At 41.6% G+C, this 23,612-nt stretch carries 18 protein-coding genes and 1 tRNA gene; 10 read left to right on the top strand and 9 right to left on the bottom strand.

All coding sequences use genetic code 11. The features are described 5' to 3' along the window. Positions 1-67 precede the first annotated feature (67 nt). From DCO56_RS19165 to DCO56_RS19145, 5 genes are read right to left on the bottom strand one after another with little or no spacing between them, the layout of a single operon-like run. On the bottom strand, positions 68-610 hold the full coding sequence (locus DCO56_RS19165) for an NUDIX hydrolase (RefSeq protein WP_108635367.1): 543 nt from the start codon (positions 608-610) through the stop codon (positions 68-70). Further along, positions 611-2,347 carry a phospho-sugar mutase gene (locus DCO56_RS19160; protein WP_108635366.1) on the bottom strand — a complete coding sequence of 579 codons (1,737 nt, stop codon included), beginning with the start codon at positions 2,345-2,347 and terminating at the stop codon, positions 611-613. A gap of 34 nt (positions 2,348-2,381) precedes the next feature. Further along, the gene (locus DCO56_RS19155) at positions 2,382-3,065 is read right to left on the bottom strand and encodes a hypothetical protein (protein ID WP_108635365.1); all 684 of its coding nucleotides are present in this window, start codon (positions 3,063-3,065) and stop codon (positions 2,382-2,384) included. Positions 3,066-3,086: 21 nt separating this feature from the next. Next, a complete protein-coding gene (locus DCO56_RS19150) occupies positions 3,087-3,851 on the bottom strand; it encodes an enoyl-CoA hydratase/isomerase family protein (protein WP_108635364.1) in 765 nt (254 codons plus the stop codon). A gap of 39 nt (positions 3,852-3,890) precedes the next feature. Further along, positions 3,891-6,575, bottom strand: a complete 2,685-nt coding sequence (locus tag DCO56_RS19145; RefSeq protein ID WP_108635363.1) for a carboxypeptidase-like regulatory domain-containing protein — start codon at positions 6,573-6,575, stop codon at positions 3,891-3,893. 195 nt (positions 6,576-6,770) lie between these two features. Here DCO56_RS19145 and purD point away from each other — a divergent pair, with 195 nt between their 5' ends. Then, positions 6,771-8,045 carry a phosphoribosylamine--glycine ligase gene (purD, locus tag DCO56_RS19140; RefSeq protein WP_108635362.1) on the top strand — a complete coding sequence of 425 codons (1,275 nt, stop codon included), beginning with the start codon at positions 6,771-6,773 and terminating at the stop codon, positions 8,043-8,045. 90 nt (positions 8,046-8,135) lie between these two features. Next, positions 8,136-8,207: transfer RNA gene (locus tag DCO56_RS19135), tRNA-Glu, on the top strand. Between the two features lie 320 nt (positions 8,208-8,527). On the opposite strand, the gene DCO56_RS19130 is transcribed toward DCO56_RS19135, so the two are convergent. Then, a complete protein-coding gene (locus DCO56_RS19130; protein ID WP_108635361.1) occupies positions 8,528-10,171 on the bottom strand; it encodes a serine hydrolase in 1,644 nt (547 codons plus the stop codon). 50 nt (positions 10,172-10,221) lie between these two features. Continuing rightward, positions 10,222-10,560 carry a DUF6249 domain-containing protein gene (locus DCO56_RS19125; RefSeq protein WP_108635360.1) on the bottom strand — a complete coding sequence of 113 codons (339 nt, stop codon included), beginning with the start codon at positions 10,558-10,560 and terminating at the stop codon, positions 10,222-10,224. Positions 10,561-10,680: 120 nt separating this feature from the next. Between DCO56_RS19125 and DCO56_RS19120 the strand changes: the two genes are divergently transcribed. The 8 genes from DCO56_RS19120 (at position 10,681) to DCO56_RS19080 (ending at position 21,842) form a co-directional block, all read left to right on the top strand. Continuing rightward, positions 10,681-11,265 carry an RNA polymerase sigma factor gene (locus DCO56_RS19120; RefSeq protein WP_108635359.1) on the top strand — a complete coding sequence of 195 codons (585 nt, stop codon included), beginning with the start codon at positions 10,681-10,683 and terminating at the stop codon, positions 11,263-11,265. A 14-nt stretch (positions 11,266-11,279) separates the two neighbouring features. Further along, positions 11,280-11,603, top strand: coding sequence for a hypothetical protein (locus tag DCO56_RS19115; protein ID WP_146191088.1), 324 nt, complete (start codon positions 11,280-11,282; stop codon positions 11,601-11,603). 923 nt (positions 11,604-12,526) lie between these two features. Then, a complete protein-coding gene (locus tag DCO56_RS19105) occupies positions 12,527-13,984 on the top strand; it encodes an IPT/TIG domain-containing protein (protein ID WP_181390620.1) in 1,458 nt (485 codons plus the stop codon). A gap of 11 nt (positions 13,985-13,995) precedes the next feature. Beyond that, positions 13,996-17,154 carry a SusC/RagA family TonB-linked outer membrane protein gene (locus DCO56_RS19100; protein ID WP_245935873.1) on the top strand — a complete coding sequence of 1,053 codons (3,159 nt, stop codon included), beginning with the start codon at positions 13,996-13,998 and terminating at the stop codon, positions 17,152-17,154. A gap of 12 nt (positions 17,155-17,166) precedes the next feature. Beyond that, positions 17,167-19,224, top strand: a complete 2,058-nt coding sequence (locus tag DCO56_RS19095) for a RagB/SusD family nutrient uptake outer membrane protein (protein ID WP_108635354.1) — start codon at positions 17,167-17,169, stop codon at positions 19,222-19,224. Positions 19,225-19,239: 15 nt separating this feature from the next. After that, complete coding sequence (locus tag DCO56_RS19090) at positions 19,240-20,223, top strand: DUF4973 domain-containing protein (protein ID WP_108635353.1); 984 nt, start codon at positions 19,240-19,242, stop codon at positions 20,221-20,223. Between the two features lie 58 nt (positions 20,224-20,281). Then, the gene (locus DCO56_RS19085) at positions 20,282-21,028 is read left to right on the top strand and encodes an aspartate/glutamate racemase family protein (RefSeq protein ID WP_108635352.1); all 747 of its coding nucleotides are present in this window, start codon (positions 20,282-20,284) and stop codon (positions 21,026-21,028) included. A 100-nt stretch (positions 21,029-21,128) separates the two neighbouring features. Then, complete coding sequence (locus tag DCO56_RS19080) at positions 21,129-21,842, top strand: pirin family protein (protein ID WP_108635351.1); 714 nt, start codon at positions 21,129-21,131, stop codon at positions 21,840-21,842. Positions 21,843-21,953: 111 nt separating this feature from the next. Here the strand turns inward: DCO56_RS19080 and xseB are convergent, their stop codons facing one another. After that, a complete protein-coding gene (gene xseB, locus DCO56_RS19075) occupies positions 21,954-22,181 on the bottom strand; it encodes an exodeoxyribonuclease VII small subunit (RefSeq protein ID WP_108635350.1) in 228 nt (75 codons plus the stop codon). A 43-nt stretch (positions 22,182-22,224) separates the two neighbouring features. Continuing rightward, positions 22,225-23,508, bottom strand: coding sequence for an exodeoxyribonuclease VII large subunit (gene xseA / locus DCO56_RS19070; RefSeq protein ID WP_108635349.1), 1,284 nt, complete (start codon positions 23,506-23,508; stop codon positions 22,225-22,227). Positions 23,509-23,612: the final 104 nt, after the last annotated feature.

Below are 23,612 nucleotides of genomic sequence, written 5' to 3'. Positions count from 1 at the left end.
ACAAAAATCAAAAGTCTAGTGAAAATTAAAGTATGAAAGGAAAAAACAGAATAAAATTAGGCTTGTTTTAAAACAAGCCTAATTTATTAAAAGCATAGAACAATGCACTGCTATGCAGGGCTTGGCTAAATTTGTTGTCCAGCAGCATGGCTTTTGCTTCCTTAAGCGGGATAAGGAAAACGTCGATCTCCTCGTGTTCATCCAGTTCCTGTTCCTGAACTTTCTGTCCTCCGGTCATGAGATAGGTATACGTAACATTACCGCTTGTTGCCGGATTGGCATAGAGCGTAGCGATCTCTTCGATTTTTTCAAACTGATACCCTGTTTCTTCGAGCATTTCCCGTATAGCGGCTTCTTGGGGATTTTCACCCGGCTCCATTGTGCCCGCCGGAATTTCTAAAGAAAGGATCCCTGCTCCGTGACGGTATTGCCTGATTACCAATAACTCGTTTTGTGCCGTAATCCCGACCATGTTGACCCAATCTGGATATTCCAGCACGTAATAATGGTCGTTGATGCGTCCATCGGGCAGTTCGCATGTATCCCGCCGTAATGTTGCCCAGGGCTCTTTGCAGATATATTCAGATGATAGTAGTTTCCACTTCTCCATTTAACCAACAATATCTTTCATCATGCGGTCCACTTTTTCTTCCAATATATGTTGAAGATTCAGATAGTCCTTTTTATCCTGAAGTATCCCCTTAACGGAGCAATAAAATTTGATTTTGGGTTCCGTACCTGAAGGTCTTGCCGAAATCACGTCACCATCGGTCGTAATGAATTGCAGGACGTCCGACTTGGGAAGTGTAATCTCTTTCTTATTTCCTGTCTTCATGTCAGTAGCTTGGGAAAGTTGATAGTCCCGAATTTCCTTGACTTCGATTCCGCCGAGTTTCGTTGGTAAATTTTGACGCAACCCGGCCATCATGGCCTGAATTTCCTCGGCTCCGGCTTTTCCTTTTTTCGTTAAGGAAATCAGTTTTTCCTGATAGCAGCCAAATTCCTGATAGATCTCCAACAATACGTCATAGACAGTCTTGCCTTTTGATTTAAAATATGCGGTCATTTCAGCCAGGAAAGCACAGGAATTAGGTGCATCTTTATCTCTGACCAGGTCACCGACGAGGTAGCCATAACTTTCCTCTCCACCGGCTAGATATTGGGCCGAATCCCCTAATTTTGTGATCAGTTCGCCAATATATTTAAAGCCAGTAAGGGTTTCATAATGCGCTACATGATAATGATCGGCAATATCTGCCTGAAGGTTGCTGGTTACAATTGTTTTAACGATATATGGGTTTTGTCCCAATTGTTGTAGGTCACTCTTTGCACTCAATACATAGTAGATTAGCAAACTGCCGATCTGATTACCATTGAGTAACTGAAATTGTCCCCGGCTGTTTTTAACGGCGATTCCGACACGGTCAGCATCGGGGTCAGTGGCCAAAACGAGATCCGCGTCAATCTCTTCGCCTTTTTTCTTCGCCAAGGCCATGGCGTCCTCCTCCTCCGGATTTGGATAGATCACCGTTGGGAAATTTCCATCCGGTGTTGCCTGCTCGGTGACTACCGTAACGTTTTCAAAACCCCATGATGCGAGCATTTTGGGTACAATTGTAATTCCTGTACCATGGATCGGAGAATAGACTATTTTTAAGTCTTTCTGTGCCCGCACCGCCTCGGGGTGTATGCTCAATGCCTTATTGGCATCAATATAAATCTGGTCAATTTCTTCACCGACAGGGATAATATTTTGGCTATTTCCTTCGAACTGAATATCCTTTACGGAGGCGATTGCATTGACTTCATCGATCACATTTTCATCATGTGGGGCAGTCAATTGCGAGCCGTCGTTCCAATAGGCTTTATAACCATTGTATTCCTTCGGGTTATGTGAAGCCGTTAACATGACGCCGCTCTGGCAATCAAAATGGCGGATGGCAAAAGATAACATTGGTGTAGGACGTAATTCGTCAAAGAGATAAACCTTGATTCCATTTGCAGCAAATACCTGGGCTACAAGGTGACCAAAAGATTGCGAGTTGTTACGGCTATCGTATGCTACCGCTACCTTGATTTCCTGATCAGGAAATTGCTTTTTAAGATAGTTCGATAAGCCCTGTGTCGCTTTTCCAATCGTATATTTATTCATGCGATTGGAGCCAACGCCCATAATTCCTCTTAATCCTCCAGTTCCAAACTCGAGATCCTTGTAGAATGAATCGATCAGTTCCGTTTCTGCCTGATCATCTATTAACTTCTGAACCGCACCTCTTGTTTCCACATCATAACTTGAGGTCAACCAGTCATCAATTTTCTTTTGTATGTCTTTATCTAAATTTCCCATTATCATTAAATATGGCTAAATGTAAAAAAATCTTTTAGGCATCGCAACCCGCATATGCACGATCAATAACTGTAATGTACCATTTTTCTCCTTCTTTTGTAACGTGAAAAACAAATGGTTCTTCGCTTTCATTGGAGGTCATTATCGCGCGATAACTTCTGATTTCTATATTTCTTAATCGTTTTAATTCGTTACCCGTAATTTTTGCGTCTAAAATCTCATTCATAAACTTGGCTGTTTGTGACAGTTCATTTGGGCGGGATTTTTTGTCATAAAAAAAACCGAGTTTATCCCATTTCATTGTGCCGCAGTCAAAAACGGGAAGCTTTCCAGCTTTTAAAGGTCCTTTGTAACTCAGTTTTTCATACGAGTGATACTCTGGCACCGGTTTGGCAAAGCTAAAATTGTTTTGGTGCACATACGAGTCCAGTGCCCCCGGGCGATAGATGATATAGATACCTAATTTGGGATGTATATAATTATTGATTGTTTTGCTGTCTTGATCAATATACGCTTTGGCTATTTTTTCCAAAACTTGCTCTAATGTTTCTGTATCCTCTTTTTTGACTTCCTTTTCGAGTGTGTCGGGTTTGCTTATCGTATCTAAGGGGATAGAATCTTGGGCAATTTTTACGGCCTTGTCTTCCTTTTTATTGTTTCTACAGGAGAATACACCTATCGAGATACAGACCAGAACAAAGAAAAAGAGATTTCTCATGTTGTTTTTATTTTTTTAATACTATTTTTTTGAAGTCAAGTTATCTATGATCGACTTTAATATTGACCTTGTCGATGGCAGCCACCATTGGACGAGGATTTCTTGAATAGTTTCTTCTCTATTCTCGCGCAATTTAAGAATTATTTCTTTTCTGAAGTTCAGTTTGGAGGTCTGCCAGGTCTTTTGATTAAACTGTGAGATCTGTTTTATTTTCTTTGCTGCGGTATTAAAAAGCATGTTTGCCGGAACGACATCATCCACTAAACCTTGTGCTTTTGCTTCATCTGGAGTTAAGAGTTTTCCCTCAAGCAGGTTTTGATACGCAGTCCGTTTTCCAATCCAAAAAGCATACAGTTGAAAAATGCTTTCGGGAACAATCAACCCAACGGGTATTTCATTGAGCCCGATGACAAAATTACCCTCGGCCATGATCCTATAATCGCAGCATAGGGCAAATACGCAGCCTCCGGCAGGACTATGACCGGATATGGCCGCAGCGATTGGTTTTGGAAATGACGCCAATAGCGAGGTAGCCTCCAAAAAAAGATTCCAAAATTCCCTGATTTGATCCTCATTATAGCCAAATAAGGTGATGAGATCAAGCCCCGCACTGAAAAAGTTCTCTTTACCAATAAGAATTGCGCCGTGAACGGCGTCGTTTTCCCGATTTATCTCCAACGTCTCTATCAGCTCTTTCAGTAATAGCGTATCGATAGCGTTTGACTTTCCTCGATCCAGAAAAATGCTTAAAATATGGTCTTCTACTTGGGTTTTGATATGCTCCATAATGAGTTTATTTAAATGTATAACGGTTTGTTCGGCTTGCTATTGTGGCTTTACTTCCATTAAATATTCTAGGTGTGCAATTTTTCCCTCCATGTCAATTCCTTCAATCGTGATTTTATATGTTCCGGGTTCATCCGAAGTATAGAAATCAAATTTGGCTTCTCCGTTTTTAGCTGTTACCAGATTTGGTTCCCAGGCGATTGTTGTTCTCAGGTCACGATTAAGCACCTGTTTCTGTGTGCTATTATATTGTGGTTTGAAAAAGTTGCGATTAACATGCAGACCTTTGGGTAAAATGGTAATTATTCCTGTTGGCGTATAGGTGGATAACATCGCATCGCCAGATTTACTGGTGATTACCAATACACCGTTGCCGCCATACATCCCATAAATGGCGGTGTTTCCAGCGCTTCTCAGCACTTCGATGCTCGCGATATCCGGGACGTTGATCATACTAATCTGGTCAGGCTCAATATACATGCCGTCTAGTACTACCTGCATGGGACTGCCGCCATTTAATCCCATCGATCGGGTACTGTAAGGAACTCCGTTTTGGAAAATAACTCCCACTAATCTCCCCGCAAGGCATTGCTCTAGGGTCGCACAGGTAGATAGGTCCTCGGCCGTAATCACCTGATCTGCATTGCCGGGGCCATTGAGGTTTCTTGAATTTTTATCTGCTTTATTGGCTCTGACCCTGTTGACCTGAACTTCTTCCAGTTTGATGCTTTTTTGAATAATACCGGCAGCTTCAAGTTCGGCCAGAAATTGCTGATTATCCTTGAGCTGGTTGATTAGCTTGGTGTTGATGTCATTCTGCATCAGTGGCTTGTCTTTACTTTCCTTGACAGCAGGAGAAGGGGGATTGTCAACAAGTATATCGACTCTATTCTTCTCTTTTTGACCATTCCCGGTGACAATAAACTTGATACTATCCGCAAAAAATAGGTTATCAAAGGCAAATCTACCATCACTATCTGTCAGCGTATCTATACTTAGCATCATATTGCTCGTGGGGACTAAAGTAACTTTTGCATTCGGAACAAGTGCCTTTCGTCCGGTTTTTTTAACAGTGCCCGAGACTGCGAGGCTCTTCTCCGGAAGGTACGCATTATTCGTCGTATTAAGATAATTTTTCCAATCTAGCTTACGCCAGCCCTGGATCAGCATAAGGTTGTCAAGTTCATTGAACTTAATATTGTTCAGATCTTCAAAGTAATAATTTGGACGTTCTATAAAGCCCCTGAGATCGGATTTCAAGAGCAGCTCGGAGACAATCGAAGAATGATATTGCGCTGTAGCAGAATCGGACTTATTGAGGTTGATTACCGAAGCTGAGAGTGCGGCTATTTTTGAAGTATCACTGCTACCTTCCTTAACCGAAAGATTTGCGATTACCTGATCCCGTGTTGTAAATGTTGGCTTGTTCAATTGTAAGGTTATTGGCAATATTGTTTTTGGAGCATTGTAACTAAATACGAGCCTTTCGATGATCGGAACCAGGTGTTCATTCAGAACTGATAATTGGATTACTCCCGAAGGAAGGTCCTGTTTGGGAATGTTGAATAATATTTCCGGCCCGTTTAACTTTTGTTTAACAGCATGTAAAACAAATCCATTGTATTGTGCAATGAGGTAGACTTCTTTACCCGTTACGAGGTCATCTGTCGCCGATAATTGCGCGGCGATTTTATCTTTTAAACCTGAGTTGACAGTGAGTACGTAGCCTGAGGCAGCTACCTGAGGCAGAGAGGTGCTCACCGAATTTCCGTCCGGGAATACCGCCGTGGCAATATATTTTTTTCCTGTGCTTAAAATAAGCGGCATACTGCCCATGCCGAGGTCATTTGTTTCAAATTCGATGATGGGAGCCTGGTTTTCCTCTCCGATTTTGATTTTGGACTTCAGGCCCAGTCCGGCGGGTGTAAGTACTTTAACCCCGGTTTTGCTCAGAATATTGTTTACGAGCTCACCACTTTCAGGGAAAATCTGGATACTGTTCCGTAGGTTGGGATCTGGGATTGTAAAATTCTTTAATACGCGTCTTTTATCTGATGATAAAAATTGTAAGGATAATGTTCCGCCCTTAAAATTATCTTTGAGCTCAAGAGCTATTGTTCCATTTTCATTGGATTTTAAGCGCCCGGTTTTTTCTTTTAGGCCATCCTGTTGGAGGGTATAGCTCACGCTGCTGTTTATTAGCGGCGCGCCCTGAATTGTCTTTAAGTTGATCTGGAAGAGATTTTCAGTTCCATTTTGAAGGAGAGTGCTTTGAGTAATGACATTGTCTGCCCGACCATTGGTAATCGGTACAATCCGCTCATAGAAATTGGAGATGGAATCGTTTTGCATCCAGCGGGTGTATGCTCTGATCCGGTACGAGCCCTCCACGAGTGTGTCCGATAGACTAAAATCACCGATGCCAAGGCCCAATGTGAGGGGGATTTTAATGCTTTTGATAATGCTATTTGTCGGCGAGATCAATTCGATATTCGCAATCTTGCTGATATTGCTCAGGTAATTAAATGGTGCCGTGGTACAATACAGTTTGAACCAGATATTTTCACCTGCTGAATAGTCATTTTTGTCCAGATGCAGATAAATTTTTTCCGTAACATGACTTTCGTGATAGGTATCCAATTTCTGTATGGTCTGATCAATTTGAGCGGAGGCCAGAAAAGGAAGCAGAAGGCAATTGATTAACAGCAATAAGCGAGCATACATATGACTAATGTTTCTTGAAAATTAGAAAATATTTTCCCTTTAATCAACTTATAAATCAAAATATTATCGCATGAAAGAGATCCGGCAATTTCTATTACTGGGATGGGGACGCTTTTGGGTTGGAAAATAAATATAAAATCCGTTTTTGAACGATCTTATGTCTGAAAATTAGCATAAAAAAAATATCTTTGTGCTATGAATATCCTAATAATCGGTTCAGGAGGTCGTGAATCCGCCTTCGCCTATAAACTGTCGAAAAGTCCACGTTTAGATCAATTGTTTATTGCTCCAGGAAACGCTGGTACCGGAGCATATGGCCAAAATGTAAATATTAAAGTTACTGATTTTGAAGCTATCGCATCCTTTGTTTTGGAAAATGCTATACAAATGGTGTTGGTGGGACCAGAAGAGCCTTTGGTAAAAGGTATTCATGATTATTTTTTGAACCGGGAAGATTTAAAAAATATTCCTGTTATAGGCCCACAGCAGGAAGGTGCACAATTAGAAGGTTCGAAAGATTTTTCGAAGCAGTTTATGGACCGCCATGGCGTGCCTACCGCCGCTTCCCGTTCTTTTGATGCAGACTCGCTTGCTGAAGGATTGGTTTATCTGGAGAGCCAGAAGTTACCGATTGTGCTTAAGGCCGATGGTTTAGCAGCCGGAAAAGGTGTGTTGATCTGTGAAACACTTGAAGATGCGAAAGCCGAACTGAAAGCAATGATTGCAGATTCCAAATTTGGAGAGGCAAGTCGCGTAGTGGTGGTGGAGGAATTTTTAAAAGGAATTGAACTCTCGGTATTTGTCCTAACGGATGGAAACTCTTATAAGGTACTTCCTTCTGCAAAAGATTACAAACGTATTGGAGAAGGTGATACAGGTCTAAATACAGGTGGAATGGGCTCCATTTCTCCGGTGCCTTTTGCCGACGAAACATTTTTGAATAAAGTAGAAGAACGTATCATCAAACCAACTGTTGAAGGGCTGAAGAAAGATGGTATTCCCTACAAGGGTTTTATTTTCATCGGTTTGATGAATGTTGATGGTGAACCCTATGTAATTGAATATAATGTGCGTATGGGAGACCCTGAAACAGAATCCGTATTGCCTCGTATCGAATCTGATCTGTTGGATCTGTTGGAAGGCGTCGCACAGGGAAATTTGGATCAACGCTCTTATACCGTTTCTCCAAAGACCGCGGTTACAGTTATGTTAGTGGCAGGAGGTTATCCAGGAGCGTATGAATCTGGAAAGGAGATCGCGAATATAGAGAATGTTAAGGAGTCGATTGTATTCCAGGCGGGAACGAAGGAACAGGATGGCAAGGTTGTTACTGCCGGCGGACGTGTGATTGCGGTAACCACATTACAGGATTCGCTTTTTGAAGCGCTTCAACAGGCTACAGCTGATGCCGGAAGGATCTATTTTGAAGGAAAGTATTTCCGTCGTGATATCGGTTTTGACCTCATCTAAAAAATATTTAAAATTATTTTTGTATAAATGATTTTAAGGCCTATATTTGCAACTCCAAAAACAACAAAACTTTTGGAGTTGCATAAAAATGGCCCGTTCGTCTAGGGGTTAGGACGCAAGATTTTCATTCTTGAAACAGGGGTTCGATTCCCCTACGGGCTACAAAAGATAAAACCTGCAGATGTTAAATTTGCAGGTTTTTTTGTTTTTAGCACTTTGTTAACCAGGAGAATAACTTCTAATTCATCATGTAGGGATGTTCGATAAGTCAATCCATCAAGCTATAATTTTTAAGGGTATAAGTGCCAACAATATAGCGTTTATCATCAACACCTGTATTTATGAAAAGTTCATCGAGTTTTGTTAAACAAGCAATTATCTTATCTACAGCTTATCTAGTTCCAATTTTTACAAGTGGCTTATCTTTGAAGTTGGGCAGTTTGGCGTCTAAACGGTAATTGTATCGTCTAATTATAATGCTGTTAGAGTTTCTTAGAGACCATATTACTGTTCTGGATTTTGGTCAGACCAATGGCTGTTCCTTTATTATCTACGTTAAAAACAATAGTCGCATCCAAGTCCCGGGCGTAGAACTTGTGTTTGTCAAACGGCACTAGTTCCTTTCTGTCGTTCCCCACTTGTCCATAAAGGATGTTGTTTTCCAGGACCACTTCAAATACTGGCCCGGGATTAAATTGGTACTTTCCGGTGTATTTCGCTAATTGTGTCGTGGAAACGTTGATTTTTGGTTGAGCTTCCAAGACAGTGTTTTCTCTGACAGCCGAGCTAGGCATACCCGTACCACTTGCCGTAAACCCATCCACGATACCTTTTTCATCTCTGGTAAATTTGAACGTGTTTAGACTATTTTCCACCAAAAACTGATCCTTTCCATTGGGAACCAAACGAGTTTTTGGCCCACCCAGATAATAATACATCAGATTTCCATCTTGCAACCGTACAGAATGTTTTCTACCATTTTTAATGTTATATACACCCTGAAACACTTCCAGTTCAGATGATTTTAGTGTAATGGGTTTATAGTCGTATGGTTTTCCTAAAGCCACAGCGAGGAGCTTGGATGCCAGGATATCAGGTTCATAGGGGGTATCGCAATTCCGTAGTATCGTAATAGAAAGATTTTCCAGTGGCAGATAAGCTGCATAAGTAAAAAAACCATTAACCACGCCTACATGCTTAACGCTAGGACTTCCTTGGACGTTTCCTGTTTCCCATCCGTAACCATAGCCTGTCAAACGTCCGTCATTCAGTTTAAAGGATGTTTGTGCTTTCCTGATTATCTCTGATTTCAGCAATTTGCAGTTATGCAAGCCATTGTACCATTTTTGCAAATCCCCAGCGGTTGACATCAGCGAACCGGCGGCATAGGGAAGGCTCATGCTCAGATAGTCTGCATTACGGTATACACCATTTCGCTGGACATATCCTGACACTCTACCAAATATGATCCTAGTCGGGGTATCATAATAAGAATGAGTCATTCCTAAAGGCTTGAATATCGTTTCTTCGATAAATTCCGCATAGCTTTTTCCTGTTATTTGTTCTATAATATAGCCCAGCAAAATATATCCGGAATTGGAATATTTGTAGTCTGAACCGGGATCATAGTCCAATGGTTCCGATTTGACTAAATCCACCAGCAGTCTAGGACTTAGGCCCTTTAGTTTGATTTCATCAGTAAAGCTTGGCAGTCCAGTATAGTTAACGACTCCTGAGGTATGGGTTAACAAGGCTTCAATCGTGATTACTTTCTTTTTCTCCGGGAAATCCGGGATGTATTTGCGGATGTCATCTTGGATCGACAACTTGCCTTGTTCCTGCAGCATCAAGATCAGTACTGCAGTAAACTGCTTGGTCACTGATGCAAGGCGAAATACGTGTTCCGGCGTCATCGCCACATCAAGCTCGATGTTGGCTTTACCAAATGCCTTCTGATAAAGCACCTGGTCACCTCTGCTTAGGTACACAACTGTACCTGCGCCATCTTTAGCAAATTGGGCACTGGTGAGAGAATCAAACTGCTGCTGGTTGGTCTGTGCGAGTGCTATAACTTGGACAAGCAGCGAAAAAATAAGGCATAGCAATACCAGTAATGATGTTTTCATTTTTTATAAGTTATTGTTAAATCTGAATGTTAATTGTAAAAAAAGTGGTTTTATTCTTTTTTCGGAGTGTTTTTCAGTGCGAAGTAAGACGTGATAAGTGCGAGGCCGAGCCCCATAAAAATGCAAATCCCGACAGCCAGAAATTTTTGGGTGGGAAAGAGATCACCTAGGGCTAGGCCCGCGGCCAATCCAAGAGCAACTCCGACGCTGCTGAAGCCAAGTACCAGCAGCATCGGCAAAAATTTGGATTGATTTTTAAAATAATCCGGCGAAAGCCCCCTTTCTATGATTTCCATGCGTTCTTTATGTCTGGTGGTAAAGTAATAATAGCTAATCCCAAATACGACAAGGGAGATGGATATAAATAATGCCGCTGATGTAGTTTCCATTTCAATTGTTTTTGTTAATTTCCTGATAGGACTGAATTTAGGGATAAGTGGTCACAATGTGACCAATATTTTTTTCTGATAGTCTAAGTAATAGTACTTATAAATAATTTGGCCACACGCATGCTGTTCGGAAAAAACCGTAAAGGTGAAGACTATTACTTAAAAAAAGCCTTGGATGGTGAGCGTGAGGGCTTTGATTATTTGGTGTCAACTTATCAAAAGCTGGCTTATACGTTGGCAATTAAAATTTGCGGAAATAATGAAGATGCTGAAGAAGTGGTGCAGGATTCGTTTATGAAAGCCTTCCGGGCATTGGATAAATTTAGAAGTGCGGCTAAGTTTTCCACTTGGCTATATCAAATCGTTTACTATACAGCTTTGACTAGAAAAAGTAGTAAACGAATAGAAACAACAGAACTGGCTGAAAATTCCGAATCCAAAAGCTATCTGCTCGACGAAAAGAGAGAAATTGGCGGCCTGATTCAGTCAGATAGGAAAAGATATATTGACCTGGCGCTTTCTAGACTTGGAGAAGAAGAAAGGTCGGCGATTACACTTCATTATCTGGGAGAGAAAAGCACGTCAGAAATAGCGAAAATCCTGGACATTGGAAAGTCAGCCGTCAAAATGAGGCTGATGAGAGGACGGGAAAAACTAGAACAATCGCTAAGAAGTTTATTAGGGAATGAAATGAAAGATTTATGATAAACCGTGAGAAAATGAAAAAGGGTGATCCACTTGCAGATTTACTGAAACAGGAGATTTTGGATACACCTTCAGCAAAGTTTTCCGACCAGCTGCTACAGGCATCCATGAATAGTTATCGGGTTAGTTACGGTAAGAGGTATCAAAAAGAAGAGCGGCTGGGAAAAGTGATCAGTGCTATTCTGATATTTTTTAACCTGATGTTACTAGTAAAGTTAAAACCGTTTGGGAGTGACTCCGCATTACTGATCGGCATTCTGGCCGCTGTGATAGCTATATTTGGGTATAGTATGCATTATTTGACTCGGCATCCGCGTCATACATCTCAGCATTCGTAGGCGGATTGTTGGAATGAGCGTAAATATTGCAAACTGTTAAACCCAATAATCGAATAGTGATCGTTAAAGGCAGTTCCGAATGCCCAATTTTCTCCATATGTTTCGGTTTTAAGCGTAACAATTGCTTCTTTCACTATTTGTAGTACCAAGCACTTGAATCGCTCCTGCCACTGTGTCTACACTGTCCTTATGCTTGCTGTATCATTATCCCTAACACCATTGCATTATTCTTGCTTTTAAGGGCTCCGCTCACGTGTAAAAAGTGCATCCCCTTAAAAAACGAGATATTCAATTCACTAGCTACTTTTTTTCTATTAACAGATTAATTTATAGGTCGCTAGTGTTGATACAAATACGCAGAATATTGAGATAATTCGATAGTCTCAAAAAAATTACAATTTCTACTTTTGAGTAATCAATTATAAAAGAGAACATCTTAGAGAAATATTAGAAGCCAAAATTTAAGAGATATCCAATAATTTTTTTTGAACGAAACACAAAGTACAATGCGAATGATCAGTAGCATGGCACGAAGCTACCATTTAAAAACGAACAGAGAGTCCCTAACATGACATCAAGCTGTACCATGTTTGGGATTTGAAAATGAAAGCCAAAAATGATAGAAAAGTAATTTAATAAAACAAGGAGGACTTTGAAGCTGATGCAATAAAGTCTTTTTTAGCTGTAAAAAGCTAATACCATTTAGCTTTAATTTTAAATAATCAATTATGTGTAAATTTTTAAAAAGAGTTTGCCCTTCGAAAGGGCGGGCATCCATTCGTTCGTCCTAAATTTTTGATGCTAGGAAAATTAATTTAGCTCCAAACAAGCCTTTTATACGGTAAACCTAAAGATGGTATCCGGAAGCTTTGTTTGGCCACAGAAAAAAGTATTTGAAATAATTTCTAACCAATTAATAACTTATGAGAACAAAACAAGTAGCGCGTAGAGGCTTGTGCCTTTGTGGTAGACTCTGGGTCTTTATGATTCTCGCCTTTGGTCTTTGGGCCTGCAAGAATGATACAGCCGCCGTTATTGGCGAAGCCATGCCTTTTGATCCTACTAAACCGGTGGTCGTATCTGATTTTAGTCCAAAATCGGGAGGTATGGGGCAACGTTTAATTATTTATGGACAAAATTTTGGAAATGATCCGAAGAATGTTACTGTACTTATAGGTGGACAGCAAGCAGTCGTTATTAATGCTTTAGGCGAATCATTGTACTGCCTTGTTCCCAAACAGGCCTTTAAAGGGGATATTGAGGTCCGGGTTGGCGGAGTAGAGAAACCTGTCATCGGCCGGGCCGAAGGAAAGTTTGACTACAAACGTAAGCTGGTTGTATCGACACTCGCCGGTTACAGGAATGCCCGCGGTGATGAACCCTGGAAAGATGGTAAGTTTAAAGATGATGACCAAAACAAAATGGCCAGTGGTTTTTGGCTCTCCTCCTTTATGAGGTTTGACCCCATGAACCCCAAACATCTATGGGTTACATTTGACGATAATAATGGCCTTTATCTGGTTAATTTTGAAGATAGCACGATTACCAAAAAGCGTTCGGATTTTAATCGTCCACGTAGTGTAGATTTTTCGGTAGATGAGAAATATATGATTGTGGCGCAGGATCGGGGCGGAGAGAACGATGAATCTACCCTATTGTTGTCCCGTGCAAAGAGCTTCCTCGATAAAGAGGTATTAACCAAAAGTAGACAATGTAACGGAGCCTCCATTCACCCGGTCAATGGGGAAATGTATTTCAATAGTTATGCGAAGGGAGAATTCTTCCGGTTCGATCTCAATCAGTATTTCACGGATAAAACGGTAAAAGCCGAGCAACTATATGTGATTCAGGATCCGGAGTGGGAATATCGGGCTTTGATTCATCCAACTGGAAACTATGCATATATTTTGGTGATTAATCAGGGTTATATTATGCGTGCGGATTACAATTGGGATAAAAAACGGTTTAACCAACCCTACTTAGTTTGCGGCAAAGTCCGTGAATCTGGCTATAAAGACGGGGTCGGATCCTCAGCCCGGGTCAATCAGCCCTACCAAGGGGTATTTGTCAAAAATCAAGCCTATGTGGAAGCGGGGAAACCTGATATCTATGATTTTTATTTTACAGACCTTATGAATCATGCCATTCGTATGCTTACGCCTGAGGGCGCCGTAACAACTTTTGCAGGCAGAGGCAGTTCAAGCCTGAATACTAATCCTTACGGTTATGTTAATGGGGACTTAAGAGCGGATGCCCGTTTTGACCGACCATCAGGTATCGCTTATAATGAAAAAGAACAGGCTTTTTACATCGGAGACCGGGAAAATAGGCGAATTCGTAAGATCGCTCTGGAGGAAATGGATGAAAATGACCAAGATTAACCTGTGATAAGATGATGAATAAAATATTAATAACATGTATGTTGCTTCTAAGTTTCACCTTGACTGTGTTCGCACAGGAAATTGTTGAAGTAACGGGTGTCATTGTCGATACCCAAAAAACTCCGCTGATCGGAGTCAGCATCTCTGTGAAAGATGCCCCTGGCTTAGGGACTACCACGGATAGTAAGGGTAGCTATAAAATAAAGGTGGAGCGTTACAAAACACTCGTATTCTCTTCTATTGGTTATCAGAAACAAGAGATACTCGTAAAAGATTCCCATAACATTGATGTGACCTTAAAAGAATCAGAGACTAGCGTATTGGATGAGGTTGTGGTAACAGGCACGGGAACTCAAAAGAAGTTGACATTGACTGGCGCCGCTAGTACTGTAGATGTCGAGACAATGAAAGGTAATCCGACTTCAAGTATAACGAATGCACTTGCTGGAAATGTACCCGGTGTAATGGCGATGATGCAGTCTGGTCAGCCGGGTAGAAACATTTCCGAATTTTGGATACGTGGTATTTCTACCTTCGGTGGCGGTAGCGCTGCTTTAGTTTTGGTGGATAATGTCGAACGCGATATCAATGATATAAATATCGAAGATATAGAGACATTTACCGTGCTTAAAGATGCAGCTATGACGGCGATTTATGGTTCCAGAGGAGCAAATGGTGTTATCTTGATTACGACCAAGCGCGGTAAAGAGGGCAAAATCAATATCAATTTTAAGGACGAGACGATTTATAATACGCGTACCATTACACCTGAATTTGAAGATGGAGTCACTTACGCTAATCTGCTGAATGAGGCCCGGGTTACACGGAATTTTGAGCCTATTTATCGGCCGGAAGAATTGGAAATATTGCGTCTGGGACTGGATCCGGATCTTTATCCCAATGTTAACTGGAAAGATCTGTTGTTGAAAGATGGTGCCATGACCTACCGGGCAAACCTCAACATGACTGGAGGTGGGGCTACAACGCGTTATTTCGTGTCGGGAAGTTATGTGGATGAAGGCGGTATGTATAAAACGGACGAAACTTTGCGCAATGATTATAATACAAATGCCAATTATAAGCGTTGGAATTACCGCCTGAATACGGATATAAACGTGACCAAGAGCACCATATTGAAAGTCGGTGTTGCCGGATCACTAGATAAAAGAAATAGTCCGGGTCTGGGAGACCAAGACCTTTGGGGCTCTTTTTTTGGTTATTCTCCGATCAGTACACCGGTACTGTATTCCAACGGCCGTGTACCAACAATAGGAGATGGCAATAGAGTCAATCCATGGGTCATGTCAACGCAGTCTGGATTCAACGAAAATTGGCAAAACAAAGTCCAAACCGATGTCACAGTCGAACAAAATTTTGATTTTATTACCAAAGGTCTTAGGCTTAGAGGGATTGTCGGCTTTGATACCTATAATAATAACAATATCACGCGTATTAAACTGCCTGAATTATGGCATGCTGAACGCGCACGTGATGAGAATGGAAATTTGATTTTTACGCATATGGCTGATCCGAGAGAAATGGAGCAGGGGGGATATTCCGAGGGAAATAGACGTGAATTTTATGATGTAATGTTAAATTATGACCGCAAAATTGGCGACCATAATATAGGTGCAGTGGCACGTTTTACCCGGGATGCTTTTACCAAAACAGTTAATTTGGGCAATGACATAAAAAATGGTGTATCCCGACGTAACCAGGCATTAGCGGGAAGATTAACCTATAATTGGAAGTCGCGTTATGTTGCTGATTTTAATTTTGGTTATACGGGTTCGGAAAACTTTGCCATGGGACAACAATATGGCTTCTTTCCCGCTGTCGCAGCAGCGTGGAATATCTCCGAGGAGCCTTTTGTCAAAAATAATGTTCCTTGGCTGAATTTGCTTAAAGTACGTTACTCCTGGGGTAAGGTGGGAAATGACCAACTTAAAATAGGCAACAACAACGAACGCTTCCCGTACTTATATACGATTGATGAAATCTGGCGTAGAGATAATAATGGGAACCTTATACTGGACGGCGGTCAGAGGATTCCCGAAGGGGGGTATCAATGGGCTGACTATGGCCTGGATCGTTATTATGGTGGTATTCGGTATAGTCAGGTGGCTTCGCCCTACGTAACATGGGAAATGGCTACCAAAAATAACCTGGGTTTGGATATCGCTTTATTTCGGGATAAAATTGTCGCCAACTTCGATTTCTTTGATGAGAAACGTACCGGCATTTATATGGAACGAAGATTTTTGCCAAGCATGGTTGGCTTGGAAAGTATTCCAAGAGCGAATGTGGGCGGAGTAAAATCACGGGGTTTCGACGGACGCTTGGAATATAAACAGAAGATTGGTGAATTGAACCTTACAGCACGTAGCAATATCACCTATAGTAAGAACGAAATTACGGCAATCGATGAGGAAAATAATGTATATGGTTATCAAAATCAAAAAGGCTATCGTGTGGATCAGTCTATAGGATTGATCGCTTTAGGCTTGTTTAAAGATTACGATGATATTCGCAATAGCCCGAAACAACAGTTTGATAATAATCCACCAAATTATCAGCCCGGAGATATAAAATATAAAGATGTCAATGGAGATGGCATAGTGGATGATGGGGATCGGGTGGCCATAGGAGCAACGCGGAGACCTAATTTGGTTTATGGTATAGGTGCTTCGGCAAGCTGGCGGGGATTTGACCTTAGTGTCCATTTTCAGGGATCAGGGAAGTCTACTTTTTCGATTTATGGAAAAACGGTGCAAGCCTTTCGTGAAGGAGAATGGGGCCAGGTGATGAAAGGTGTCATGGGTGATAATCGTTGGATTTCTGCCGACATATCAGGCGATCCATCAACCGAGAATCCAAATGCATCTTATCCACGTTTAAGTTTTGGAGACAATATTAATAATTTCAGAGAGTCAACATTTTGGTTGAAAAACGGACAATATCTTCGTTTGAAAACTCTGGATATTGGTTATACACTGCCAAAACACCTCACCAATCGGATTAAGGCCAATAGCATTCGCCTGTTCCTCGTCGGCTCAAATTTATTGACCTGGTCAAAATTCAAACTTTGGGATCCGGAGCTGGCAACACCAAGGGGTGAGGATTATCCCCTGCCCAAGTCATTTACATTTGGCATCAATGTTAACCTATAAAATTAGAAAAAGATGCAAAGAAAGACATTATATATTGCGTTGATGCTCGCTTTGGGCACAAATTTGATCTCATCCTGTAAAAAGGATTATTTAAAGTCCGATCAATATTTTAAAGATCGGATCACCTTGGAAAAAACATTTAAAAGCAAGCTGTATTCGGAAAAATGGCTGGCTCATGTGTTTGAGGAGTTTAAAGGTGAAAATGCCGATGTCGCCAGTAAAGGCCTGACACCGCACTGTTTCGCGGATGATATGTATTATGGTGATCGGGACAAGGATTATGATCCATCAAAAAATGAACTGTCCTATAATATGTTTAAAATGGGTTTGTATACCGAAACTGATAAACAGGGGACATGGACTCAATCGTATCGCGGGATTCGGAATGCTTCAACCTTTATCCATAATATCTACATGAATACCGAGATGTCTGAGGCCGAAATCGTTGATTATCGGGGCCAGGCGCGTTTTGCGCGAGCTTACCTCTACTGGTTATTGCTTCGTAAATATGGACCAATTCCGATACTGCCCGATGAAGGCTTGGATTATACGGATAGTTACGAAGAACTGGCCATTGCGCGAAATACCTATGATGAGTGTGCTGAATTCATCAGCAACGAACTATTAACGGCCGCGAAAGAAATGGAAGCCCTTGGAATGAGACGTGGACAGGATGGTTCTGCCCGTCCTTCTGTAGGGGCAGCATTGGCTGCGAGGGCTAAGGTACTCCTGTATGCTGCAAGTCCATTGGCCAATGGGAATAATTCAGGTTACGCTGCGCGGTTGGTAGACAAGCAGATGAAACGCCTGTTGTCTGCCGATTATAAAGAAGAGAAATGGGCAAAGGCTGCAGCCGCTGCACGTGATGTCATCGAACTGGGGGTATATCGGCTTTACACGGCCCCTTTTCAGGAAACGGGTGATGAGGCAACAGTCAGACCTCCTCAGGATCATAATTTTTCGGATAAAAGCTGGCCAGCAGGTTGGGCAGATATTGATCCTGCTAAATCATATGCAGAAGTCTTTAATGGGACATTGACTGCTTCGGGTAATCCGGAGTTAATATTTACCCGGGGTAACAACCAACCGAATGAGGGTATCGACCAAATGGTCATCCACCAACTACCGCGTTCAGCAACGGGATGGAATACGCACGGACTAACACAGAAGCTGGTGGATGCTTATTATATGAATGATGGCACGGATGTACCGGGTAAGGATAAGGAAATTGGCCGTGGAAATGGTTCAAATCGTATCGGTGGTTTTGTGTCTCAGGAGGATTATGACAACAAAAAATACAGGCCATTGCGTCCCGGAGTGTCGTTGCAATATGCAAACCGAGAACCGAGATTCTATGCTTCGGTGGCTTATAGTGGAAGTTTTTGGACATTGCTTAATGAATCAAAAGAGGAAAATCGCAATAAACAAATTTTCTATTATAGCGCTGACCCAAAAGGAAACGGCTTTAATTCAGCGAATGGCTATTGGTTGCGTACGGGTTTCGGGGTTAAGAAGTTTGTTCATCCCAGTGATACTTATGAAGGTGGAGTTGGCTCACGTATTATTCCTAAGGCGGAGCCAGCCATCCGTTATGCAGATGTATTGCTGATGTATGCAGAGGCGCTAAATGAGTTAAGCGGTTCGTATACGGTTCCGTCTTGGCGCGGATCAAGTTATACCATCAGCCGCGACATTGCTGAAATTAAAAAGGGTGTCCACCCAGTTCGTATCCGAGGTGGTGTGCCTGATTATTCGGCTAATATTTATGGGAGTAAGAACGAGTTGCGCAAAACATTGAAACGAGAGCGCTTTATTGAGCTGATGGGGGAAGGACAGCGTTACTATGATCTGCGCCGTTGGATGGATGCGCCAGTGGAAGAAGCATTGCCGGTCTATGGCTGTAACGTTTTGATGAACGTAGAGGAACGTGACCTTTTCTATCAGCCCGTCGCAATTTGGACCTTGAAAACAACCTTTGCTGACAAAATGTGGTTTTGGCCGATTAGCCATACCGAACTTAAGCGCAATAAGAATCTGACTCAAAATCCTGGATGGACTTATAATGATTAACCAAATATGCATTTTATGAACAAGTCATATATACAGTTGTTGTTTCTCACTTTACTCGCTGTCTGCAGCTCTTGTAATGATGAATGGAAAGAGGAACAGTTCGAACATTACATTTCTTTTAAAGCTCCCTTGGAAAGTGAAGGCGTCACGAATATCTATGTTCGTTACAAGGATGGGCAAAAGACCACCTTCATGCAACCGTTGGAAGTGAGCGGGTCGACAACCAACGATAATAATCTTTCGGTCAAGGTTGGGGTGGATGCTGATACATTGGGTATCCTGAATTACGAACGATTCCAGACGAGGACGGATTTTTATTACAAACAGCTCAGTGCTAACTATTTTTCGATTCCATCAGCGGTGGATATCAAGTCAGGAGAAAATACCGGATTAATGGCCATTGATTTTACACTGAAAGGTATTGATATGACCGAAAAATGGGTGCTTCCCTTGACCATTTTGGATGATCCGGGGGCTAAATATAAGATCAATCCCCGGAAGCATTATAAAAAAGCACTATTACGTGTCAACCCTTTTAACAATTACTCCGGAACCTATAGCGGGACGGCCTTGAAGGTTGTTATGGAAGGACATGAAAATGAAACCCCGATCGTAAAAAGTCAAATCAAAAGTTATGTTGTCGATGAGAATACGATCTTCTTTTATGCTGGTAATATAGATGAAGAGCGAAGGGACCGGAAGAATTATCAAGTTTTTGCAACATTCAATGACAAGGGTGGGGTAAGCTTTCGTGCCGTAAATCCAAATATGAAGTTCGTTGTCAAAAAAGATGCAAGTTATACCATTACTGAACAGATGGATGCCGTCCGTCCTTATTTATTGCATCGTTATATCACGATAAATAATGTGGATTACGAATTTACAGATTATACCCTCGTTTCTACTACAGCGATCAAATTCAAGGTCTCGGGCTCATTGATTTTGGAGCGTCAGCTCAATACACAGATTCCGGACGAGGATCAGTCCATCGAATGGTAATTTGTTCAAACCATTCCGCGAGCTATTGGTTATATCTAAGGTATAAAAAAATAGTGTTATGATTGGTATAGTAGGAGGGCTTGGTCCTTATGCAGGCTTGGATATAGCCAAGAAAATTATAGATGAGACAGTGGCAAGTTCCGATCAGGAACACTTGCCACTGTTGTTGTTTTCCTGCCCTAATTTGATTCCGGATCGTTCCGCATATTTATTGGATAAATCGAAGGAGAATCCCGGAAAGGCAATAGCCGTGGTTTTAAAACAACTGGAGCAGGCTGGCGCAACGATTGCGGCAATTCCGTCGAATACAGCGCATGCAGAACCGATTTTTTCAGTTATTCAGGATGAAATGGCCCGTTTAGGAAATGAACTGAAGTTGCTTCATATTGTTCATGAGACGGTACGCTTTGTTCATGAAAACTATCCAGAGAGTACAATAGGAGTTTTATCGACAGCAGGTGAGCAGGCTTACAGCCAGTACCGGGAAGCTTTTATGAAAAAAGGATTTCCTATCGTAGAACCTGAAGGTGCACAAAAAGAAAAGGTAAACAATGCGATTTACGATAAAGAATATGGGATTAAGGCACAACCAGCACCAATAGCCAATAAGGCAAGAGAAGATTTGTTAATGGCTATGGATGATTTGAAAAAACAGGGTGCACAGGTGATTATTTTGGGATGTGCCGAATTGCCATTGGCCATTCCCGAAAGAGATCATAATGGAATGACCGTAGTGGACCCCAACCGGATCCTCGCCCGGGCACTTATTCAGGCTGTTGCTCCGGGTAAACTCAAAGTACTTTAGGGGTGTTTTTTTGTCAAATTGGCAGATTTTTTACTAAAAAGCTTGTTGGTATGAGTTTTGTCCTCTGATTAGTAGTTATTTATGTAACAGGGAGAAACAGATGCAAAAGATCATACACCGAGAAAACGATCGCGGCCATGTTGATTTTGGTTGGTTGAAAAGTGCCCATTCATTTAGCTTTGGGCAATATTTTGATCCTGAAAAAATAAACTTTGGAGCATTACGTGTATTAAACGATGATCAGGTGGAGGGCGGTCAGGGTTTTGGTCGTCATGGCCATGACAATATGGAAATCGTGAGCATACCTTTGGAGGGAATGCTTTCCCATCAGGACAGTATGGGCAATGTCCGTAATATTGAAACAGGAGAAGTCCAAATTATGTCCGCGGGTAAAGGGGTGAAGCACTCAGAGTTTAATGGTGATCAGAAAGATCTTGTCAAATTTCTGCAAATATGGGTTATACCCAATGAAATGAATCTAACACCCGGTTATGATCAAAAATCTTACCTGCATTTAGATCGCCATAATAGGTTTGCGACCATTGTATCTCCTGATAGTTCTGATCCGGACACCGTTCATATTCATCAGGATGCGTATTTCAGTCTTGCGGATCTGGATGAAGGGAATACAGTTTCGTATACTGTTCATTCTGAAAGAAATGGTATGTACCTTTTTGTGCTTGAAGGAAAGGTAAAGGTGGCCAGCGAAACATTATCCCGAAGAGATGCTATCGGCATCTACGATTCGAAAAAAATGGAGATCACGGCAGATTACAATGCAAAATTGCTACTGATTGAAGTTCCCATGTTTTAATACAGCTCATATCTTATTATGATTTAGCTGGCGCTTGACTGGAAACACAAGACAACACCGAGAATTCATGGAGGTTTTGCGAAGAGATAAACAAGTAGTTGCTTATCAATATTAGGAGGGGTAATCAGGATCTGCATCCTGTGCCGGAGCTATCTTTTGCAACAACTGATTCACTTCGTCTTCGGTTGCGGTCAATTTTGCCCGACATACTTCAATAAGCTCGGATGCGCGTTTGATTTTCTCAGCAAGCTCATCAATATTTGTTGTGCCGTTTTCAATTTCTTTTACAATCGTTTGTAATTCATTGAAGGCATCGGTATACGTATATTTTTGTTCCATTGTATACTATCTCTTTAAATTTTTCAGTTTAATATAGTTCCGGTTAGCTGTTTTCGGAACTGTCGCTAAGCGCTTTCTTATCCGTTACGGTACTTATAATTTCGCCATCTACCACCATCGTTTGGATCAGGTCGCCAGGAGATAGCTGATCAAGAGATTGAAGTAATTTGCCATTGACTTTTGTGATGGAAAATCCCCGTTTGAGCAGTCGCCGCGGATCAGAAAGCTGGATAATCCGTTCGGTGTGCGCCAACGCTGTTTTATGTTCATAAAAGCGTAGTTTGATCAACGCACCCAGCTCGTGCTGCATATGCTGAATATTGGTGCGCGCAGTCTGAAGTTCTCGTTTTCCGACCCATTGGATATGCGTTGCCATTTGAGACAGGAAGTTTCTCTCCTCCTTAAACCGTGTAAAGATCAGCTGTTGGATCCCTTCTGCCGCCTTTTCGATTGGGACAGAAAAATTATGGAATTTTTGAATAAGGAAATCAGCCAGCTCACTCGGTGTGATCGCATTTTTATAGGCGACCATCTCACTCACAGTATAGTTGGTAGAATGGCCAATGCCGGTCAATACAGGAATGGGAAAGATCGCTATTGCCTTTGCCAGCAAATAATTATTGTAGCTTGATAGACCAACTTCACCGCCACCACCACGAATAATGGCGACCACGTCAAATTCAGCTATTTTATCGGCGATCACCGCGAGTTGATTGATAATGGAGGGAATGGATTTATCACCCTGTAAGAGCGCTGGAAATAGTGTGCATTCCAACTTGTAGCCCCATGGGTTTTGATTTATAATTTTGTAAAAATCTGAAAGACCTTTGCTCGTCTCCACCGAAATAATTGCTAGCCTTTTTGGAAGCATTGGGAACGGAATAGATTTATTGGCCTCGTAAATGCCCTCTTCTTTGAGCTTTCTAATGCTGTCCAGTTTTTCTTTCTCCAGCTCCCCTAAGGTAAAAGTCGGATCAATATCAACAATCCTTAAGCTTAAACCATACATCGGATCATAGGAAATGCTCGCCTGAAATAACATCGTAATGCCTTCCCTTAAGGGTTCTTGGGCAATTTTCAGAAAATTGTTGTTGATTCGGGTGAAATCTGCTTTCCACAGAGTTGATCTGATCTCTGCAACGATTTTGCCATCCTGTTTTTCAACGAGTTCGGGGTAACAATGTCCTGAATGTGTATAGTGGTTGAGTTTATTCATCTCCGCCTTGATCCAATATAAGCTCTTGTAACGCTCAGCAAGCGTTTTTTGGATACTTTTGCTCACCTCTAACAGGGAGAATATTGTTTTATCTTGAATCAATTCCGGCATTAACCAAATTTACAGAAAAAAAAAAGATTTATGCTTGCTCATCCCGAAAATCCCTAACCGGGGGATTTAGAAAACAAGCGTAACAAAATTGATTTTTTTACAGG

It is taken from the genome of Sphingobacterium athyrii (genome assembly GCF_003071065.1).
GTDB lineage: Bacteria > Bacteroidota > Bacteroidia > Sphingobacteriales > Sphingobacteriaceae > Sphingobacterium > Sphingobacterium athyrii.
The sequence above is the reverse complement of the archived record's forward strand: the minus strand, read 5'-3'. Positions and strand labels throughout refer to the sequence as shown.

What these genes read in the sequence shown, in the direction of transcription:
- DCO56_RS19115 (WP_146191088.1), top strand. Translation starts at nt 11,280, where the DNA reads ATGAAAAAGGGTGATCCACTTGCAGATTTACTGAAACAGGAGATTTTG.
- DCO56_RS19100 (WP_245935873.1), top strand. Translation starts at nt 13,996, where the DNA reads ATGATGAATAAAATATTAATAACATGTATGTTGCTTCTAAGTTTCACC.
- DCO56_RS19160 (WP_108635366.1), bottom strand. Translation starts at nt 2,347, where the DNA reads ATGGGAAATTTAGATAAAGACATACAAAAGAAAATTGATGACTGGTTG.
- purD (WP_108635362.1), top strand. Translation starts at nt 6,771, where the DNA reads ATGAATATCCTAATAATCGGTTCAGGAGGTCGTGAATCCGCCTTCGCC.
- xseB (WP_108635350.1), bottom strand. Translation starts at nt 22,181, where the DNA reads ATGGAACAAAAATATACGTATACCGATGCCTTCAATGAATTACAAACG.
- DCO56_RS19090 (WP_108635353.1), top strand. Translation starts at nt 19,240, where the DNA reads ATGAACAAGTCATATATACAGTTGTTGTTTCTCACTTTACTCGCTGTC.
- DCO56_RS19105 (WP_181390620.1), top strand. Translation starts at nt 12,527, where the DNA reads ATGAGAACAAAACAAGTAGCGCGTAGAGGCTTGTGCCTTTGTGGTAGA.
- DCO56_RS19085 (WP_108635352.1), top strand. Translation starts at nt 20,282, where the DNA reads ATGATTGGTATAGTAGGAGGGCTTGGTCCTTATGCAGGCTTGGATATA.
- DCO56_RS19080 (WP_108635351.1), top strand. Translation starts at nt 21,129, where the DNA reads ATGCAAAAGATCATACACCGAGAAAACGATCGCGGCCATGTTGATTTT.
- DCO56_RS19150 (WP_108635364.1), bottom strand. Translation starts at nt 3,851, where the DNA reads ATGGAGCATATCAAAACCCAAGTAGAAGACCATATTTTAAGCATTTTT.
- DCO56_RS19145 (WP_108635363.1), bottom strand. Translation starts at nt 6,575, where the DNA reads ATGTATGCTCGCTTATTGCTGTTAATCAATTGCCTTCTGCTTCCTTTT.
- DCO56_RS19165 (WP_108635367.1), bottom strand. Translation starts at nt 610, where the DNA reads ATGGAGAAGTGGAAACTACTATCATCTGAATATATCTGCAAAGAGCCC.
- DCO56_RS19130 (WP_108635361.1), bottom strand. Translation starts at nt 10,171, where the DNA reads ATGAAAACATCATTACTGGTATTGCTATGCCTTATTTTTTCGCTGCTT.
- DCO56_RS19155 (WP_108635365.1), bottom strand. Translation starts at nt 3,065, where the DNA reads ATGAGAAATCTCTTTTTCTTTGTTCTGGTCTGTATCTCGATAGGTGTA.
- xseA (WP_108635349.1), bottom strand. Translation starts at nt 23,508, where the DNA reads ATGCCGGAATTGATTCAAGATAAAACAATATTCTCCCTGTTAGAGGTG.
- DCO56_RS19120 (WP_108635359.1), top strand. Translation starts at nt 10,681, where the DNA reads ATGCTGTTCGGAAAAAACCGTAAAGGTGAAGACTATTACTTAAAAAAA.
- DCO56_RS19125 (WP_108635360.1), bottom strand. Translation starts at nt 10,560, where the DNA reads ATGGAAACTACATCAGCGGCATTATTTATATCCATCTCCCTTGTCGTA.
- DCO56_RS19095 (WP_108635354.1), top strand. Translation starts at nt 17,167, where the DNA reads ATGCAAAGAAAGACATTATATATTGCGTTGATGCTCGCTTTGGGCACA.